Below are 16235 nucleotides of genomic sequence, written 5' to 3'. Positions count from 1 at the left end.
GCCCCCGAGGCCGCGGCCCCCGCTCCGTCGGCTCCCGCGCCGGCCGCCGCCGCGCCGGCCCCCGCAGCCGCCGCGCCCGCCGCCTCCCCGGAGCCCACCGACTCCAACCCCGGCTACGTCACCCCGCTCGTGCGCAAGCTCGCCGGCGAGAACGGCATCGACCTCTCCACCCTCACGGGAACCGGAGTCGGCGGCCGCATCCGCAAGCAGGACGTCCTCGACGCGGTCGAGGCCGCCAAGTCGGCTCCGGCCGCCCCGGTCTCGGCGCCCGCCGCCGCAGCCGCCAAGGCCGCGCGCACCCCGCTCGAGACCTCGCCCCTTCGCGGCACCACGCAGCCGATGTCGCGCCTGCGCAAGGTCCTCGCGCAGCGCGCCGTCGAGTCGATGCAGACGAGCGCCCAGCTCACCTCGGTCATCGAGGTCGACGTCACGGCGGTCGCCCGCTTCCGCGACTCGGTCAAGAAGAGCTTCCAGGAGAAGACCGGCGCCAAGCTGTCCTTCCTCCCGTTCTTCGCCCTCGCGGCGGCCGAGGCGCTCAAGGCCTACCCGGTGATCAACTCGACCCTCGACGGCGAGTCGATCGTCTACCCGGACCACGAGAACATCAGCATCGCCGTCGACACCGAGCGCGGCCTGCTGACCCCGGTCCTCAAGAACGCGTCCGAGCTGAACCTCGCGCAGATCGCCTCCACCATCGGAGACCTGGCCGAGCGCACCCGCAACAACAAGCTGAAGCCCGACGAGCTCGCCGGCGGTACCTTCACGCTGACCAACACCGGTTCGCGCGGGGCCCTGTTCGACACTCCCGTCGTGTTCCTGCCGCAGACCGCGATCCTCGGCACCGGCATCGTCACCAAGAAGCCGGCCGTCGTGCAGGTGGACGGTGCTGACGCCATCGCGATCCGCTCGACCGTCTTCCTCGCGCTCTCGTACGACCACCGCACGGTCGACGGAGCCGACGCGGCGCGCTTCCTGGTCGCGATCAAGGAGCGCCTCGAGGAGGGCTCGTTCGAGAACGACCTCGGCATCTGACACGCTCCCCCTGAGCGCGCCTCTCACGAGGCCGCTCCGGTGTAGACGTCGCGGATGAGCCAGCCGGCCTCCGTCCTGATGATCAGGACGGAGGCCGCTGTCGTCCCCAGGGCCGTCCGGAGGTGCACGACCGCCGATGCCCCGTTCACGTCGACGAGGACGGCCGACGCCTCCCCCGTCGCCGGGACAGCGGAGGCGGGGCCGTCCGCTGCGTCGCCGAGCGGCGAGTCCGCCGTGACCAGACCGCGGGCGCACTCCCGGTCCCCGCACGCGCGCACCGCGTCGATCAGCACCTCCGCCGCCTGCTCGGCGTCGAGTGAGGTCGCCGCGACCGGAGCCGGCGGTGCCGCGGTCGCCACCGCCGGCGGAGCCGACCGCGCCGGAACGGGCGCGGCTGCGGTCGACGCCTCCGCATCCTGCACCTGCCGATCGGGCCCGCCCGCGAGCGAACCGGCGAGCACCGCTCCCAGCACGATCGCCGTCCCGACCGAGAGCGGTCCCCGACGCCGGACGACGAACGCCCGGAGGCGGTCCTGCCAGCCGTCGAGCGGATGGACCCGCCGGTGCCGGGCAGTCGGAGCAGGCACCGCCTCCCGACCCCGTGCATCCGCGCCGGACGTCGGCAGGGCCCGCACCGCCTCGCCTATCCCCTGCGGATCCGCGAGTCCGTAGAGGTTGCCTTCCAGCGCCAGCAGGTCGCGGTGCCGCGCGAGGGCGGCGACCGGCAGCTCCGGGCAGAGCATCCCGAGGCGCTCCAGGACCCGCTGCAGCGCGTCGCGCGCCGCACGCGGGGTGTCGACGGCGGGCGTCGTCAGCAGCAGCAGGGGCCGACCCTCCTCTGTCAAGCCGATGTCGTCCGTCGTCGGAGCCAGCCATGCTCCCTCGAGCGCGGCCGAGCGGACCGCGCCCACCACGGGGGCGAGGAGGGTGACCGCGGCGCCGAGTCCGATCCCCCGCTCGACCCGCAGGAACCTCTCGAGCGTGGCGACGACGGGAGGGGCGGTCGAGACGATGCGCCTCCTCGGAGACGACTCCACCCGGACGATGCGCTCGCGGTGGCGGTGCTCGGCGAGCCGAGCCACCGCCGACACCTGCAGCGCCTCGGCCTCCCGCGGCCGCATCGTCCGCTCGGCCGGCGGTGCGGCGTCCGGCGCAGGCGTCCGCCGCCTCCCCGTCCGCACTCCGCCGATCCTCCGGCACTGGACCGTCCCGCTGCTCGTCATGAGGCGAGCCTGACCGCAGGTCGGGGCGGAGGACGCCCGTCGATCCCGATCGGTGGACGGATCGTCGCACGTGCCCTCTGTGGAGGAGCCGGATCCGCGTCCGGGGTCCGCCGCCGCGCTCCCGCTCGGTATCCTTGACGTCATGGCACGCAGCACGGACCCGTCGACGAAGGCGGTCAAGGAACCCGGACGTCTCAAGCAGATGTGGCAGGTGTTCCAGATGACCCGCCGCTACGACAGCAGCGCCGTCTGGATCATCCTCCTCGCGCTCCTGCTCCCGATCCTGCTCGGCGTGCTCCTCGGCATCCTGCTCGGCAACGGCAACGGCTTCGTGATCGCGCTGTGGATCATCGTGGGCGTGATGGCCGGCCTGGTCGCCGGACTCGCCGTGCTCTCGCGTCGCGCCGAGCGCGCCGCCTACGGGCAGATCGCCGGGCAGCCCGGCGCGGTCGGCGCCGTCCTGCGAAGCGGACTGCGCGGCACCTGGACCGGCGGGGAGATGCCCGTCGCCGTCAACGGCAAGACCCAGGACGCCGTCTACCGCGCGGTCGGCCGCGGAGGCGTCGTGCTGATCGCGGAGGGCCCCGCCTCCCGCACCAAGCGCATGCTCGAGGACGAGCGGCGCAAGGTGTCGCGGATCCTGCCGAACGTCCCCGTCACCTTCGTGCACGTCGGTTCCGACGCCGATGCGACTCCTCTGCACAAGGTGCCGAGCCGCCTCTCGAAGACGAAGAAGGTCCTCACCAAGGCCGAGGTCCTCGCGGTGAAGAACCGGCTCTCCTCGCTCAACACGTCGCTGCCCATCCCGAAGGGCGTCGACCCCTTCAAGGTGCGCCCTCAGCGATCGCGCTGACGCACGACGCGACAGGCCGGTCGGGATCTCTCCCGGCCGGCCTGCTCCGTCTGCGGCGCGAGTCAGTAGCGGACGAGAACCGTCCCGGCCACCTTGTCGTGGAAGCCGCGCTGGTCCGAGTCCCAGACGAGCGCCGGCACCAGCACGGCCAGCAGCACAGAGCGCACGATCGGGCGCCACACGCCGACCCAGCCCCCGCCGAGACGGATGACGCGCATCCCGAGCAGGCGGTGCCCGATGCTGCCGCCGATGGTGGGGATGAAGACGACCTGCAGCAGGACGAACAGCAGCAGGCTCGCCCAGCGGTCGTAGTCGAAGATCGCGAGCGACAGCAGAGCGGGGACGGCGAAGTCGACGGCCAGGGCGGCGATGCGGCGGCCGGACCGTCCGACCGAGAGGCGGCCCTCTCGGGGGAGGCCGAGACGCTCCCCCGGGTACGAGCTCGGGGCGGCGTCGGCGAAGGTCCTGCGGTCGGCGGCTGGCATCCTCCGATCCTATCCGCGGCGTCTCGGAGCGGACCGAGGAGCGGGTGGTCCGGCAGACGACGTGGAGCCCGACCCCGGACGGGCCCCGTAACATGTCGGAAACAACAGGGACACGGTGAGGAAACCCCCCGTCACTACCCTGGAACGGCTGCGCTCTGCAGCACCCCGTTACGCCATTGGAGACCTTTGCATGTTTAAAGATTCTTCCGAGGTGCTCTCGTTCATCAAGGACACGGACGTCAAGTTCCTCGACATCCGGTTCACCGATCTCCCCGGTGTCCAGCAGCACTTCAACATCCCCGCCTCGACTGTCGATGAGGAGTTCTTCTCCGTCGGTCAGCTCTTCGACGGGTCCTCGATCCGCGGATTCGCGAACATCCACGAATCGGACATGCAGCTGATCCCTGACGTGACCACCGCCTACGTGGACCCGTTCCGCGTCGAGCGCACGCTGATCCTCGTCTTCGACATCTACAACCCGCGCAACGGCGAGATCTACTCCAAGGACCCGCGTCAGGTCGCGAAGAAGGCCGAGAAGTACCTCGCGTCGACCGGCATCGCCGACACCGCGTTCTTCGCCCCCGAGGCGGAGTTCTACATCTTCGACGACGTCCGCTACGAGATCACGCAGAACTCCGCGTTCCACTCCGTCGACTCGGTCGAGGGCGCCTGGAACTCGGGACGCGTCGAGGAGGGCGGCAACCTCGGCAACAAGACGCCCTACAAGGGCGGCTACTTCCCGGTGAGCCCCGTCGACAAGCAGGCCGACCTCCGCGACGACATCTGCCTCAAGCTGATCGACGCCGGCCTCATCCTCGAGCGCTCGCACCACGAGGTGGGCACCGGCGGCCAGGCCGAGATCAACTACCGCTTCGACACGATGGTCCACGCAGCGGACGACATCCTGAAGTTCAAGTACATCGTCAAGAACACGGCCGAGCAGTGGGGCAAGACCGCCACGTTCATGCCGAAGCCGCTCTTCGGCGACAACGGCTCGGGCATGCACACCCACCAGTCGCTGTGGAACGACGGCACGCCGCTCTTCTACGACGAGAACGGCTACGGCGGTCTCTCGGACCTCGCGCGCTGGTACATCGGCGGCCTGCTCAAGCACGCCCCCGCCGTCCTCGCGTTCACGAACCCGACGGTCAACTCGTACCACCGCCTGATCCCGGGCTTCGAGGCGCCGGTCAACCTGGTCTACTCGGCCGGCAACCGCTCCGCGTCCATCCGCATCCCGATCACCGGCACGAACCCGAAGGCCAAGCGCATCGAGTTCCGTGCGCCCGACGCCTCCGGCAACCCGTACCTCGCGTTCGCCGCGCAGCTGATGGCGGGCCTCGACGGCATCAAGAACCGCATCGAGCCGCACGAGCCGGTCGACAAGGACCTCTACGAGCTGCCCCCCGAGGAGGCGAAGCTCATCCCGCAGGTCCCCGCGACCCTGGGCGAGGCTCTCGACGCCCTCGAGGCCGACCACGACTTCCTCCTCCAGGGCGGCGTGTTCACTCAGGAGCTCATCGACACCTGGATCGAGTACAAGCGCGAGAAGGAGATCAAGCCCCTCGCGCAGCGTCCTCACCCGTTCGAGTTCGAGCTGTACTACGGGGTCTGATCCCGCAGCACTGCCGAAGGGCCGTTCCTCCTCGGAGGGGCGGCCCTTCGCCGTCCCCGGCGCGCGGGCGTCAGCGGTAGGAGGGAGCGTCTCCCGCGGCCGGCCCGTAGAACAGGCGCTCGAAGACCGCGCGGGAGCGGCGGGTCACGCCGAGGTAGTCGTCCTCGAGCGCCGTCGCAGACCCGGCCGGGTACTCCAGCAGGCGCGCGACGCCCTCGAGCTGCCGGCGGTCGGTCGGGAGGACGTCGCTGGTGCGGTTGCCCCAGAGCGTAGTGCCCGAGCGGACACGGGACGCGAGGATCCACGCGGCACGCAGCCGCTCCGCGTCCTGCGGGCCGACCATGCCCTCCTCCTCCGCGACCGCGAGGGCGGTGAGGGTAGAGGTGGTCCGCAGCGCCGGGGTCCGCCGCGCGTGCTGCAGCTGGAGGAGCTGCACCAGCCACTCGACGTCGCTCAGCGATCCGCGGCCGAGCTTGAGGTGACGGCGCGGGTCGGCTCCCTGCGGCAGACGCTCGCTCTCGACCCGTGCCTTGATCCGCTTAACCTCGCGGATGTCGCGGTCGGAGACCGCTCCCGGGTAGCGGACCCCATCGGCCAGCTCCTCGAAGTCCTCGATGAGCGCCTGGTCCCCCGCCACTCCCCGCGCCCGGAGCAGCGCCTGCGCCTCCCAGGTCAGCGACCAGCGGGCGTAGTAGGCGCGGTAGGAGTCGAGGGAGCGCACGAGGGGCCCGTTCTTGCCCTCGGGCCGCAGGTCGGCGTCGAGGTCGAGCGGCAGGCGGGAGTCCTCCGTGAGCCGGACCAGCTCGGCGACGACGAACTGCGAGTAGAGCTGGGCCTGGTGCGGCTCGGCGGTGCCGGGTCGCTGGACGTACATCACGTCGGCGTCGGAGCCGAAGCCCAGCTCCGCCCCTCCGTACCGGCCCATGCCGATGATCGCGAACTCCGCGTCGGCGCCGGGCCGGGTCGCACTGCCGCGCCGGATGGCGGCGAGCACGCCGCCCAGCAGTGCGCTGATGATGTCGGTGAGGCTGGTCGCGATCTCCTCGATCGAGCTGAGGCCGAGCACGCCACCCATGGCGGTCCGCAGCACCTCGCGCCGGCGCATCGAGCGGAGGACCGAGGCGACCGCGTCGGGCGTCTCGTGCCGGGCGAGCACGGCGCGCACCTCCTCGGCGAGCTGGGCGGCGCTGCGGGGGCGGAGGGCGTCGTCGTCCTCGAGCCAGGCCGCCGACTCCGGGATGCGGTCGAGCAGCTCGCCGACGAAGCGCGATCCGGAGAGCACCGTGGTGAGCCGCTTGGCGGCTCCGGACGAGTCGCGCAGCATCCGGAGGAACCAGGGCGTCCCGCCCAGTGCGTCGCTGAGGCGCCGGAACGCGAGCAGGCCGTAGTCGGGGTCCGGTCCGTCGGCGAACCACTGCAGCATCACCGGCACGAGGTGGCGCTGGATGCTCGCGCGGCGCGAGACGCCCGAGGTCATCGCGGCGATGTGGCCGAGCGCCCCGCGGGCGTCCGCGAAGCCGATGGCGGCGAGGCGCGCCTCCGCCTGGCCGGTGGACAGCTCGGCGCCGCCGTCGGAGAGCGCGGCGACCGCGGAGAGCAGCGGACGGTAGAACAGGCGCTCGTGCAGGCCCCGGACGCGGTGCTTGATCCCGTTCCAGACGCTCAGCAGCTCCTCCGCCGTGCGGGCGAGCCCGCTGGAGCGGGCGAGGGTCCGCAGCTCGTGCTCGTCCCGCGGCATCAGGTGCGTGCGTCGCAGGCGCCGCAGCTGGAGGCGGTGCTCGAGCAGCCGGAGTGCTCGGTAGTCCTGCGCGAACTCCTCCGCGGCGGAGCGGCCGATGTACCCGCGGTCGGCGAGGGCGCCCAGGGCGAGGAGGGTCCCGGGCATGCGGATCTCGTCGTCGGTCTGCCCGTGGACGAGCTGGAGCAGCTGCACCGTGAACTCGATGTCGCGCAGGCCGCCGGGCCCGAGCTTGATCTGGTAGTGGACGTCGTTCTGCGGGATGTTCTCGGTGACCCGCTCCCGCATCCGCTGCACCGACTCGACGAAGTTCTCGCGGGAGGCGCTCGACCAGACCTTGGGCGCGACCGCGTCGACGTACGCTCGCCCCAGCTCCTGGTCGCCGGCGAGCGGACGCGCCTTGAGCAGCGCCTGGAACTCCCAGCTCTTCGCCCACCGGTCGTAGTAGGTGATGTGCGACTCGAGGGTGCGCACGAGCGCGCCCTGCTTGCCCTCCGGGCGCAGGTTCGGGTCGACCTCCCAGAGCTCCGGCTCCATCGCCAGCGCAGAGGTTCCGCGCATGAGGAGCACGGCGAGCCGGGTGGCGACGTCGATCGCACGGGCGTTCGTCAGCTCCTTCTCCGGGTCGCCCTCGGCGACGAAGATCACGTCGACGTCGCTGACGTAGTTGAGCTCGGACGCTCCCGCCTTGCCCATGCCGATGACGGCGAAGCGGGTGGCGGCGACCTCGTCCCGGCCGAAGCGACCCGGGCCCGTGCCCTCGACCAGCTCGGTCCGCGCCACGGCGAGGGACGCCTCCAGCGCGGCTCCGGCGAGGTCGGCCAGCGCCCTCGTCACCCGGTCGATCGCCGCGACGGGGTCGGCCTGGCTCAGGTCGTGGACGACGATCCTGGTGAGGAGGCGGCGGTACCGCACGCGCAGCGCCGTCCAGCCCGCCTCCTCCCGGAGCGACGAGAAGCCGTCGACGGCGCCGACCGACTCGAGCAGCTCGGCCTTCATCTCGGCGCGCCCGGGGAGCGTGCGCACCGGCTCGAGCACGCTGGCCAGCTCGTCGGGCCGGCGCTGGAGGAAGTCGGCGAGGCCGGAGGAGGCCCCCACCACCAGAAGCAGCCGGGTCAGGGCCTCGTCGTCGGCGAGGACCGCGTCCATGCTGTCGCGGTGCCGTCGCAGCAGGTCGATCAGAGCGAGCAGCGCCTCGTCCGGATCCGCCACCCGGGCGAAGGAGGGCAGGACCGACTCGAGCTGCCGCCCGGCCAGCTCCTCCGCCTCGGCCAGCCGCGCCCCGGTCTCGCCGAGCGCGGCGAAGCCGAGGCGTGCGACGTCGCGGAGGGAGCGTTCGCGGGGCATGGCCGAGGCGTCAGAGCATCTCGAGGTTGCTGCGCAGCTCGTACGGCGTGACCTGGGCGCGGTACTCGGCCCAGTCCTTCCGCTTGTTGAGCAGCACGAAGTTGAACACCTGCTCGCCCAGCGTCTCGGCCACGAGCTCGGACTCCTCCATCAGCGAGATGGCGCGGTCGAGGCTGGCGGGCAGGGCGCCGTAGCCGAGCGCCCGGCGCTCCGCGTCCGACAGGGCCCACACGTTGTCCTCGGCCTCGGCCGGGAGCTCGTAGCCCTCCTCGATGCCCTTCAGCCCGGCTGCCAGGAGCAGCGAGTACGCCAGGTAGGGGTTCGCCGCGGAGTCCAGCGCCCGGTACTCGATGCGGGAGGACTGCCCCTTGTTGGGCTTGTAGAGCGGAACGCGCACGAGGGCGGACCGGTTGTTGTGGCCCCACGAGACGTAGCTGGGCGCCTCGTCGCCACCCCAGAGCCGCTTGTAGGAGTTGACGAATTGGTTCGTCACGGCGGTGATCTCGGGGGCGTGCTTCAGCAGCCCGGCGATGAACTGGCGGCCGAGCTTCGAGAGCTGGTACTGGGCGCCCTGCTCGTAGAACACGTTCACGTCGCCCTCGAAGAGCGAGAGGTGCGTGTGCATACCCGAGCCGGGGTGCCCGGAGAGCGGCTTCGGCATGAACGTCGCGTAGACGCCCTGCTCGATCGCCACCTCCTTGATCACGGTGCGGAAGGTCATGATGTTGTCGGCCGTGGTGAGCGCGTCCGCATAGCGGAGGTCGATCTCGTTCTGGCCGGGGCCCGCCTCGTGGTGGCTGAACTCGACCGAGATGCCCAGATCCTCCAGCATGCGCACGGAGCGGCGGCGGAAGTCGTGCGCCGTGCCTCCGGGGACGTTGTCGAAGTACCCGGCGGAGTCGACCGGCTCCGGACCCTCGGCGCCGAAGGACGACGACTTGAGGAGGTAGAACTCGATCTCGGGGTGCGTGTAGAAGGTGAACCCGCGCTCGGCCGCCTTCGCCAGCGTGCGCTTGAGCACGTTGCGCGGGTCGGCGACGGCGGGCTGGCCGTCCGGCGTGGTGATGTCGCAGAACATCCGCGCCGTCGGGTCGATCTCTCCGCGCCACGGGAGGATCTGGAAGGTCGACGGATCCGGATGCGCGAGGACGTCGGCCTCGAAGGAGCGGGTGAGGCCCTCGATGGCGGAGCCGTCGAAGCCGAGCCCCTCCGCGAACGCGCCCTCCACCTCGGCCGGCGCGATCGCGACCGACTTCAGCGTGCCGACGACGTCGGTGAACCAGAGGCGAACGAATTTGATCCCTCGCTCTTCAATGGTGCGAAGAACGAAGTCCCGTTGCTTGTCCATCCAGACCCCTCCTGTTTCGACCCTCAGGCTACTGCCTCCGACCGGGGCCCGCGGGGCGCCCGAGGCGCGCCGTAGACTGGCGCCCATGTCAGCGCAGCCCGTGAAACGCGTTCGAACCCGCCACTTCCAGAACGCGAAGGACTCCGGTGTCCGCATCACCGGGCTGACCAGCTACGACCAGCTGACGGCGAAGATCTTCGACGACGCCGGGATCGACTTCCTCCTCGTGGGCGACTCCGCCGGCAACACGGTGCTCGGCTACGACACCACTCTGCCCGTCACCGTCGACGAGCTCATCCCGCTGGCACGTGCCGTCGCCGGAGCCGTCGAGCGCGCCTTCGTCGTCGCCGACATGCCCTTCGGCTCCTACGAGTCGGGTGCCGACGACGCGCTGCACACGGCGTTCCGCTTCATGAAGGAGACGCACGCGCACGCGGTGAAGCTCGAGGGCGGAGTCCGCTCCGCCGAGCAGATCCGGCGCATCGTCGAGGCGGGCATCCCCGTGATGGCGCACATCGGCTTCACGCCGCAGAGCGAGCACGGGCTCGGCGGCCACATGGTCCAGGGACGCGGCGAGGGCATCGAGCAGCTGCTCGCCGACGCGCGCGCCGTCCAGGAGGCCGGGGCGTTCGCCGTGGTCCTCGAGATGGTGCCCGCGGACGCGGCACGTCAGGTGACGGAGGAGCTGCGCATCCCCACGATCGGAGTCGGAGCGGGACCGCACGTCGACGGACAGCTGCTCGTGTGGACGGACTTCGCCGGATTCACCACCGGCCGCATCCCCCGCTTCGTGAAGCAGTACGCGGATCTGCGCGGCGTGCTCACCGGAGCGGTCACCGCGTTCCGGGACGACGTGGAGTCCGGCGCCTACCCCGGCGCCGAGCACAGCTACGAGTAACCGGGGTCAGCGGTCCTCGGCGGCGTCCTCCTCGGCCCACTTGCGGCTGTTCTCGTGCAGCCGCTCGAGGGCGTGCTCCGCCTCCTCGCGAGAGGAGAAGGGTCCCACCCGGTCGACCGAGGGGGACACGAATCCCTGCTCCACCGTGCCGGCCTTGAGGTTGTACCACCAGGAGTTCGCGTCGCCGTCAGCCATGCCGCGATCCTACGCCGCAGCCCGCGTCGGTCCGCACCCCCGCCCTTCGCTAGCATGGCCGCTATGACTGCTGCGGCGACCGCCATCGGGATCGACATCGGGGGAACGGGCATCAAGGGGGCCTCGGTGGACCTGGCCGGGGGCACCCTGCTCAGCGACCGGATGAAGCTCGCCACTCCCCCGGGAGGCACGCCGAAGGACATCGTCGCCACCGTCCAGCAGATCCTCGAGAAGATCCCGGACCTGCCCTCGGACACCCCGGTCGGCATCTGCTTCCCCGCCGTCGTCGTCCACGGACGGACGATGTCGGCGGCGAACGTGTCGGACGAGTGGATCGGCCTCGAGGCCGAGAAGCTGTTCGAGGACGCGATCGGCCGGAACATCTTCTTCGTCAACGACGCCGACGCGGCGGGCTACGCCGAGTCGCGCTTCGGAGCGGCGAAGGACAAGGAGGGCCTGGTCATCATGACCACCCTCGGCACCGGCATCGGGACGGCGCAGATCCACGACGGGATCCTCATCCCCAACGCTGAGCTCGGCCACCTCGAGATCCACGGCGGCGACTACGAGAAGAAGGCCTCGTTCGCCGCCAAGGAGCGCGACGACCTCGACTACAAGCACTGGGCGAAGCGCCTGCAGCGCTACTACTCCCACCTCGAGGCGCTGCTCTGGCCCGATCTCTTCATCGTCGGCGGCGGCATCTCCAAGCACCACGACGAGTTCCTCCCGCTGCTCGACCTGCGCACCCCGATCATCCCGGCGGCGCTCCGCAACAACGCCGGCATCCTCGGCGCGGCCGCGCTCGCAGGGCGGGGCTGAGTCTTCTTCCTCGGCGGTCCCCGCCCGCCGAGGCGCGGTCGGCCTCGGGAGGTGACGCGTTCCGGGGAGCGGGGTGCGGACGGCTACGGCGCAACGCCGCCACGCGTTCCGCCGGTTCGCCTCGTGCGTGGCGCCGTGGCGCACGGGCGTGATCGGACTTTCGGGGTCCAGTCGTCGCGATGAGCCACGACGGGGCCGGGGCACCTGATCCTCGGCGGTCGATCCGCAGCGGCGTCTCAGGACCGTCCTCCGGGATCGGCGCCTGCCGGACGTCGTGATGCACCGCTTCGTCCGCAGGAGCCAGCGCGAGAGAGAGCATGCGCCAGTCTCAACGAGTAGCCGCGCAAGGGTGTATCGAGACCCGGGAACCGCCACCGCAGGCCGTCGCGCTGACTGCGGGCGGGAGCGCGAAGCAACCGGCGGAGACGCGAGATGCCCCGCCGAGGCGGGGCATCTCGTGGCGAAGGGGTCGGCTGATACGCCGGGTTCTGTTCACGCCGCGCCTCTCGGCGGGCGCTGGACGGCCATCTCTCTCGGAGCCACGTCGCCGTGACCCTCCAGCGGTCTACCCGAGGACCCGACGAGCAGCCGCATCGTCCTCTGTCTGACCTTGCTCCGGGCGAGGTTTACCGAGCGGACCGGATCACTCCGGCCCCTGGTGGTCTCTTACACCACCGTTTCACCCTTACCGCCGGCCGGAGCCGACGGCGGTCTGTTCTCTGTGGCACTGTCTCGCGGGTCGCCCCGGGTGGGTGTTGCCCACCGCCCTGCTCTGCGGAGCCCGGACGTTCCTCGGCACCACGGCTCTCGCCGCGGTGACGCGACCGTCTTGCCGGCCCGTTCGCCCGTCCAGTGTACGGCTCAGGCGAGGGTGGACTCCTCGCCGCGCACCAGGATGCAGCCGCTGTCGGGGCAGAGGACGACCTCGTCGGGAGCGGAGGCGCGGATCCAGGAGAGGTCCGACTCGGTGAGGGCCACGCCGCTCCCCTCCGACACCTTCCCGCGGAGGAGGGCCGCGCCGACTCCGTAGCGGGCGCGCTGCTTCTCGTAGAGCTCGACCAGGTCCTCCGGAAGGGTCGTCACCAGGTCCGCCCGGTCCCGGGCGAGCGCCTCCTGCTTGTCGCGGAGCTTCTCGGCCTGCGCGTCGCGCTCCTCGGCGAGGGTCCCGAGCGAGGCGACGACCTCGTCGCGCTCGGCCTGAGCCGCGGCGACCTCGGACTCGATGCCCTCGATCCGCTCCATCAGGGTCAGCTCGATGTCCTCGAGGTCTCCCCGCCGCTTCACGAGGGAGGTGATCTCGCTCTCGAGCGCGGCGATGTCCTTGGCCGCGGATGCGGTCTGCAGGCGGTCGCGATCGCGGGTGAGCCGCTTCTCGACCACGCTGACGTCGGACTCGATGCGCCCGAGCTCGGTGCGCACGTCCTCGAGGCGCCCTGTGCGCTCGGCGAGGGAGCGGCGGGTCTCGTTGTCGCGGGCCTGCATCGCCTGGATCCGCGCGATCTGCGGGAGCGTCGCGAGGGCGTGGCGCAGCTGCGCGCCCCTCGTGTCCAGACTCGCGAGAGTCAGGAGTTCGCGCTGGTGTGCGGGGCTGGCTTTCACGTGGCGGTCCTCGTTCCCGGCGCGCAGTACGGGCGCGCCGCGTCCATTCTCCCGTGCCCGCGGCGGGTCAGTGCACGATCGCGAAATCCCACGGGTCGGTGCGGGTCTCGCTCACCTCGACGGTGACCGTGGGCAGGGCCTCCCGCAGCGCGGTCGCGGCGACGTCGAGCCACAGCCACTCGCTCGCCCAGTGCGAGACGTCGATGAGGGCGGGGCCGGTGCCGTGCAGGGCCTTCTCGCGCGCCTCGGACGCCGGGTGGTGCCGGAGGTCGGCGGTGATGAAGACGTCGCTCGTGCGGACGGCGGGGGCGTCCAGGAGCGAGTCCCCCGCTCCCCCGCAGAGCGACACGCGGCGCACGGGCGTCTCGTAGGCGCCCGCGGCCCGCACTCCCCCTGCGGTGGCCGGCAGGAGCTCGGCCACGGCTCCGGCCAGGCGTCCGAGCGTCAGCTCCTCGGGCAGGTCGCCCACTCGGCCGAGCCCGATCGACGGGTCGGCGCCCGGGACGAGCGGCGTCGTGCCGGTCAGGCCGAGGCGGGTCGCGATCACGTCCGAGACGCCGTCCGCGACGATGTCGGCGTTCGTGTGGGCCGAGATCAGTGCGCAGCCGCCCCGGACGAGGTCCGCGAGCAGGCGGCCCTTGTAGCCGTCCTCGGCGATCGAGGTGACGCCGCGCAGCAGCAGCGGGTGGTGCGCGACCAGGAGCTGGTAGCCGCCGTCGACGGCCTCCGCGACGGTGTCGGAGACCACGTCGACCGTGAGCAGGATCCGCTCCACCGCGGCGTCGGGGTCGCCGGTGACCAGGCCGGGCGCGTCCCAGCTCTCGGCGGCCGCCTCGGGCCAGAGACGGTCGATGACGGCGTGGACGTCGCGCAGTGAGGGCATGCGTCCAGGGTAGGGCCGCTCAGGGCGGGTGGCCGGTCTCCACGGCGCGGATCTCGGCGCTGGCCGCCGCGTCCAGGTCGGCTCGCGGCGGGTCGTCCGACTCCGACAGGCGGACGGTGATGCCGCCGTACTGCTCGATCTCGAGCAGGCCCGCGACTCCGGAGGCGGCGAGCATGTGGCCGCCGGTCCCGCCGGTGGTGTCGACGACGTGCGTGTGCAGGCCGGCGACGCTGATCCCCTGGAACGGCTGCCGGCCGACGGGGCCCAGCAGCGTGCCCTCGACGCCGGTTGGCCGGACCTCGTGCTGGTCGCGCATCGCGTCCGCCAGGCGGCGGTAGGGCTCCGCCCGCGCGATCGGCCGGCGCAGGGTCGGCGTCTCCGCCTGCGCGCGCAGGCGGACGCCGACGAAGACGTCCGGACAGGGCACGAGCGAGCGCACTGCGGCCAGTCTGCCGAGCGGCGCGATCGGGAGCCGTCGCGGCGCACGGTCGGTGGTCCGTGCTTGCCTGGGGACCATGAACGAGTACCTGCCCTGGGCCGTCGCGGCCGCCCTGCTCCTGGCCCTCCTCATCACGGTCGTCGTCGGCCGCCGATGGCGCACTGCGGCGGGAGCGGCGGCGGAGCAGGCCGCGAAGGAGGCCTCGGAGGAGCACCAGCGCACGATCGCCGAGCGCGACCGGAGCCACGAGGCGGCGCTCAAGGCACTGACGCGCGCGCGCGACGCCGAGCGCGACCTCAGTCGGACCGAGCTTGAGACGGCGCAGGAGGAGGTCGAGCAGACCCGTGACGCGCTCGCCAGGACCTGGAGCAGCGAGGCCGTCTCGCACACCCTGATCCGGGAGGCGTGCGCCTCGGCGGGGCTGTCCGGCGTCCTCGCCACGAACGTCGTCTTCGTACCGGTAGACGCGCGCACGACGCGCCGCTTCCTCGCGCAGATCGACCATCTGCTGCTCACCCGGCACGGCGCGCTCATCATCGAGGCCAAGTACTGGCAGGGGGTCGTCTTCGACGGCGTGCGACCCGGTACCGTCCACCCCTCCTACGGCGTCCTCCTCGACGAGGACGCCCTGCCCGAGGCCTTCGCGGTTCAGATCGCACCGGGGACGGTGTCGCGGTGGACGGTGCGCACGCATGTCGAGCAGCACGTCCCCGCCCGGCAGGTCCGGATCCAGGCCGCGAGGTTCAAGGAGTACCTGGCCCTGAACGGACTGCCCACGCCGTGGTTCGAGACGGCCGTGCTCTACAGCCACCCCGACGTCAGGACGTACGCGCCCGGATGGCAGGGCACGGGAGCGGCACGGACGAGGATCGTGACGGGAGTCGACGAGCTGACGGACGCTCTGGCCGATCTCGCACGGCGCCCGGGCACCACGATCGGGGAGGACGCCTGGGGCGAGCTCTCCGGATTCCTCGCCGGATGCGGCGGCCATGTGGAGCCGGTCGGGCCGACCCGTGCGTGACCAGCAGGGGGACCCGGTGGCCGGACGGGAACGGTCCTGGCTGGCCTGACCGGCCTGAGCCGGACAGGACGGCGCCGGACAGGACGGCGCCGGACCCTATATCGCCGTGAACGACGAAGGTCCGCACTCCCTGAGGAGTGCGGACCTGTTCGGTGGATCCGAGGGGATTCGAACCCCTGACCCCCTGCATGCCATGCAGGTGCGCTACCAGCTGCGCCACGGACCCATGTTCTGTTTTGCGTCGTGCTGTCTTTCGCTGTCTCCGCCCGGCGGAAGCAACTCGAATAAACTACAACACGATTCGCGTGAAGTGAAATCGAGCGCTGTCGCCGGGCGTGTTCGTCAGTTCGAGGACGTCGACGAGTCGACGGCGACGGGCTGCTCGAGGGTGAACGGCACCGTCGGGCAGTCCTTCCAGAGGCGCTCGAGCGAGTAGTACATGCGGTCCTCCTCGTGGAAGACGTGCACGACGAGGTCGCCGAAGTCGAGGAGGATCCAGCGGCCCTCCGCACGGCCCTCGCGGCGCAGCAGCTTGGCGCCGGAGTCGTTCAGGCGGTCCTCCACCTCGTTAGCGATCGCGACCACGTTGCGCTCGGAGCGGCCGGTGGCGAGGAGGAAGATGTCGACCAGCGGCAGCGGCCCCGAGACGTCGAGGGCGACGAGGTCCTCACCGCCCTTGGAGTCGGCGGCGGTGGCCGCGAGCTGGAGCAGGGCGCGGGCGGAATCGGTCGCAGTCATGA

Annotated in this window: 15 protein-coding genes, 1 tRNA gene and 1 other RNA gene; 6 read left to right on the top strand and 11 right to left on the bottom strand. The window is 71.6% G+C overall.

Features of this window, described 5'->3' with window-relative positions:
* Positions 1–1032 (top strand): 2-oxoglutarate dehydrogenase, E2 component, dihydrolipoamide succinyltransferase (gene sucB / locus C5D66_RS01225; protein WP_104326773.1); only part of this gene is annotated, 1032 nt, incomplete at its 5' end.
* A 23-nt stretch (positions 1033–1055) separates the two neighbouring features.
* Here the strand turns inward: sucB and C5D66_RS01220 are convergent.
* Positions 1056–2255, bottom strand: coding sequence for a hypothetical protein (locus C5D66_RS01220; RefSeq protein WP_146083133.1), 1200 nt, complete (start codon positions 2253–2255; stop codon positions 1056–1058).
* 142 nt (positions 2256–2397) lie between these two features.
* Here C5D66_RS01220 and C5D66_RS01215 point away from each other — a divergent pair, with 142 nt between their 5' ends.
* Positions 2398–3108, top strand: a complete 711-nt coding sequence (locus tag C5D66_RS01215; protein ID WP_104254976.1) for a DUF4191 domain-containing protein — start codon at positions 2398–2400, stop codon at positions 3106–3108.
* Between the two features lie 62 nt (positions 3109–3170).
* On the opposite strand, the gene C5D66_RS01210 is transcribed toward C5D66_RS01215, so the two are convergent.
* Positions 3171–3593: an RDD family protein gene (locus tag C5D66_RS01210; RefSeq protein ID WP_104254906.1), complete on the bottom strand. Its 423-nt coding sequence runs from the start codon at positions 3591–3593 to the stop codon at positions 3171–3173.
* Positions 3594–3783: 190 nt separating this feature from the next.
* Here C5D66_RS01210 and glnA point away from each other — a divergent pair, with 190 nt between their 5' ends.
* Complete coding sequence (gene glnA / locus C5D66_RS01205; RefSeq protein WP_104223668.1) at positions 3784–5208, top strand: type I glutamate--ammonia ligase; 1425 nt, start codon at positions 3784–3786, stop codon at positions 5206–5208.
* A gap of 70 nt (positions 5209–5278) precedes the next feature.
* On the opposite strand, the gene C5D66_RS01200 is transcribed toward glnA, so the two are convergent.
* Together C5D66_RS01200 and C5D66_RS01195 are read right to left on the bottom strand one after the other, a co-directional pair.
* Complete coding sequence (locus tag C5D66_RS01200; RefSeq protein ID WP_104254908.1) at positions 5279–8293, bottom strand: bifunctional [glutamine synthetase] adenylyltransferase/[glutamine synthetase]-adenylyl-L-tyrosine phosphorylase; 3015 nt, start codon at positions 8291–8293, stop codon at positions 5279–5281.
* Between the two features lie 10 nt (positions 8294–8303).
* Complete coding sequence (locus C5D66_RS01195; protein ID WP_068253236.1) at positions 8304–9641, bottom strand: glutamine synthetase family protein; 1338 nt, start codon at positions 9639–9641, stop codon at positions 8304–8306.
* A gap of 85 nt (positions 9642–9726) precedes the next feature.
* On the opposite strand from C5D66_RS01195, the gene panB reads away from it, so the two are divergent.
* Positions 9727–10539: a 3-methyl-2-oxobutanoate hydroxymethyltransferase gene (gene panB / locus C5D66_RS01190; RefSeq protein WP_104254909.1), complete on the top strand. Its 813-nt coding sequence runs from the start codon at positions 9727–9729 to the stop codon at positions 10537–10539.
* A 6-nt stretch (positions 10540–10545) separates the two neighbouring features.
* Here the strand turns inward: panB and C5D66_RS01185 are convergent, their stop codons facing one another.
* Entirely contained in the window at positions 10546–10734 is a 189-nt protein-coding gene (locus C5D66_RS01185; RefSeq protein ID WP_104223671.1) for an SPOR domain-containing protein, read from the bottom strand.
* A gap of 63 nt (positions 10735–10797) precedes the next feature.
* On the opposite strand from C5D66_RS01185, the gene ppgK reads away from it, so the two are divergent.
* Positions 10798–11553, top strand: coding sequence for a polyphosphate--glucose phosphotransferase (ppgK, locus tag C5D66_RS01180; protein ID WP_104254910.1), 756 nt, complete (start codon positions 10798–10800; stop codon positions 11551–11553).
* Positions 11554–12014: 461 nt separating this feature from the next.
* Here the strand turns inward: ppgK and rnpB are convergent.
* The 4 genes from rnpB to C5D66_RS16985 form a co-directional block, all read right to left on the bottom strand.
* An RNA gene (gene rnpB / locus C5D66_RS01175) (RNase P RNA component class A) lies at positions 12015–12393 on the bottom strand.
* A 21-nt stretch (positions 12394–12414) separates the two neighbouring features.
* Positions 12415–13152, bottom strand: coding sequence for a zinc ribbon domain-containing protein (locus C5D66_RS01170; protein WP_104226713.1), 738 nt, complete (start codon positions 13150–13152; stop codon positions 12415–12417).
* 67 nt (positions 13153–13219) lie between these two features.
* On the bottom strand, positions 13220–14035 hold the full coding sequence (locus tag C5D66_RS01165; protein WP_104254911.1) for a Nif3-like dinuclear metal center hexameric protein: 816 nt from the start codon (positions 14033–14035) through the stop codon (positions 13220–13222).
* A 19-nt stretch (positions 14036–14054) separates the two neighbouring features.
* Positions 14055–14474 (bottom strand): acetolactate decarboxylase, encoded by a 420-nt coding sequence (locus C5D66_RS16985; protein ID WP_181028857.1) that lies wholly within the window; start codon positions 14472–14474, stop codon positions 14055–14057.
* Between the two features lie 76 nt (positions 14475–14550).
* Between C5D66_RS16985 and C5D66_RS01155 the strand changes: the two genes are divergently transcribed.
* A complete protein-coding gene (locus C5D66_RS01155) occupies positions 14551–15495 on the top strand; it encodes a nuclease-related domain-containing protein (RefSeq protein ID WP_104254912.1) in 945 nt (314 codons plus the stop codon).
* A 153-nt stretch (positions 15496–15648) separates the two neighbouring features.
* Here the strand turns inward: C5D66_RS01155 and C5D66_RS01150 are convergent.
* Both C5D66_RS01150 and rsfS read right to left on the bottom strand, forming a co-directional pair.
* Positions 15649–15721: transfer RNA gene (locus C5D66_RS01150), tRNA-Ala, on the bottom strand.
* Between the two features lie 116 nt (positions 15722–15837).
* Positions 15838–16233, bottom strand: a complete 396-nt coding sequence (gene rsfS / locus C5D66_RS01145; protein WP_104223676.1) for a ribosome silencing factor — start codon at positions 16231–16233, stop codon at positions 15838–15840.
* Between the last annotated feature and the right edge of the window lie 2 nt (positions 16234–16235).

Source organism: Rathayibacter sp. AY1B4, from assembly GCF_002932815.1.
GTDB lineage: Bacteria > Actinomycetota > Actinomycetes > Actinomycetales > Microbacteriaceae > Rathayibacter.
Note: the sequence above shows the minus strand (reverse complement) of the source record. Positions and strands in the feature narration are given on the sequence as shown.

Bases quoted from the DNA above. Each gene is read 5' to 3' on its own strand.
- C5D66_RS01220 (WP_146083133.1), bottom strand. From the start codon at position 2,255: ATGACGAGCAGCGGGACGGTCCAGTGCCGGAGGATCGGCGGAGTGCGG.
- C5D66_RS01215 (WP_104254976.1), top strand. From the start codon at position 2,398: ATGGCACGCAGCACGGACCCGTCGACGAAGGCGGTCAAGGAACCCGGA.
- C5D66_RS01210 (WP_104254906.1), bottom strand. From the start codon at position 3,593: ATGCCAGCCGCCGACCGCAGGACCTTCGCCGACGCCGCCCCGAGCTCG.
- glnA (WP_104223668.1), top strand. From the start codon at position 3,784: ATGTTTAAAGATTCTTCCGAGGTGCTCTCGTTCATCAAGGACACGGAC.
- C5D66_RS01200 (WP_104254908.1), bottom strand. From the start codon at position 8,293: ATGCCCCGCGAACGCTCCCTCCGCGACGTCGCACGCCTCGGCTTCGCC.
- C5D66_RS01195 (WP_068253236.1), bottom strand. From the start codon at position 9,641: ATGGACAAGCAACGGGACTTCGTTCTTCGCACCATTGAAGAGCGAGGG.
- panB (WP_104254909.1), top strand. From the start codon at position 9,727: ATGTCAGCGCAGCCCGTGAAACGCGTTCGAACCCGCCACTTCCAGAAC.
- C5D66_RS01185 (WP_104223671.1), bottom strand. From the start codon at position 10,734: ATGGCTGACGGCGACGCGAACTCCTGGTGGTACAACCTCAAGGCCGGC.
- ppgK (WP_104254910.1), top strand. From the start codon at position 10,798: ATGACTGCTGCGGCGACCGCCATCGGGATCGACATCGGGGGAACGGGC.
- C5D66_RS01165 (WP_104254911.1), bottom strand. From the start codon at position 14,035: ATGCCCTCACTGCGCGACGTCCACGCCGTCATCGACCGTCTCTGGCCC.
- C5D66_RS01155 (WP_104254912.1), top strand. From the start codon at position 14,551: ATGAACGAGTACCTGCCCTGGGCCGTCGCGGCCGCCCTGCTCCTGGCC.
- rsfS (WP_104223676.1), bottom strand. From the start codon at position 16,233: ATGACTGCGACCGATTCCGCCCGCGCCCTGCTCCAGCTCGCGGCCACC.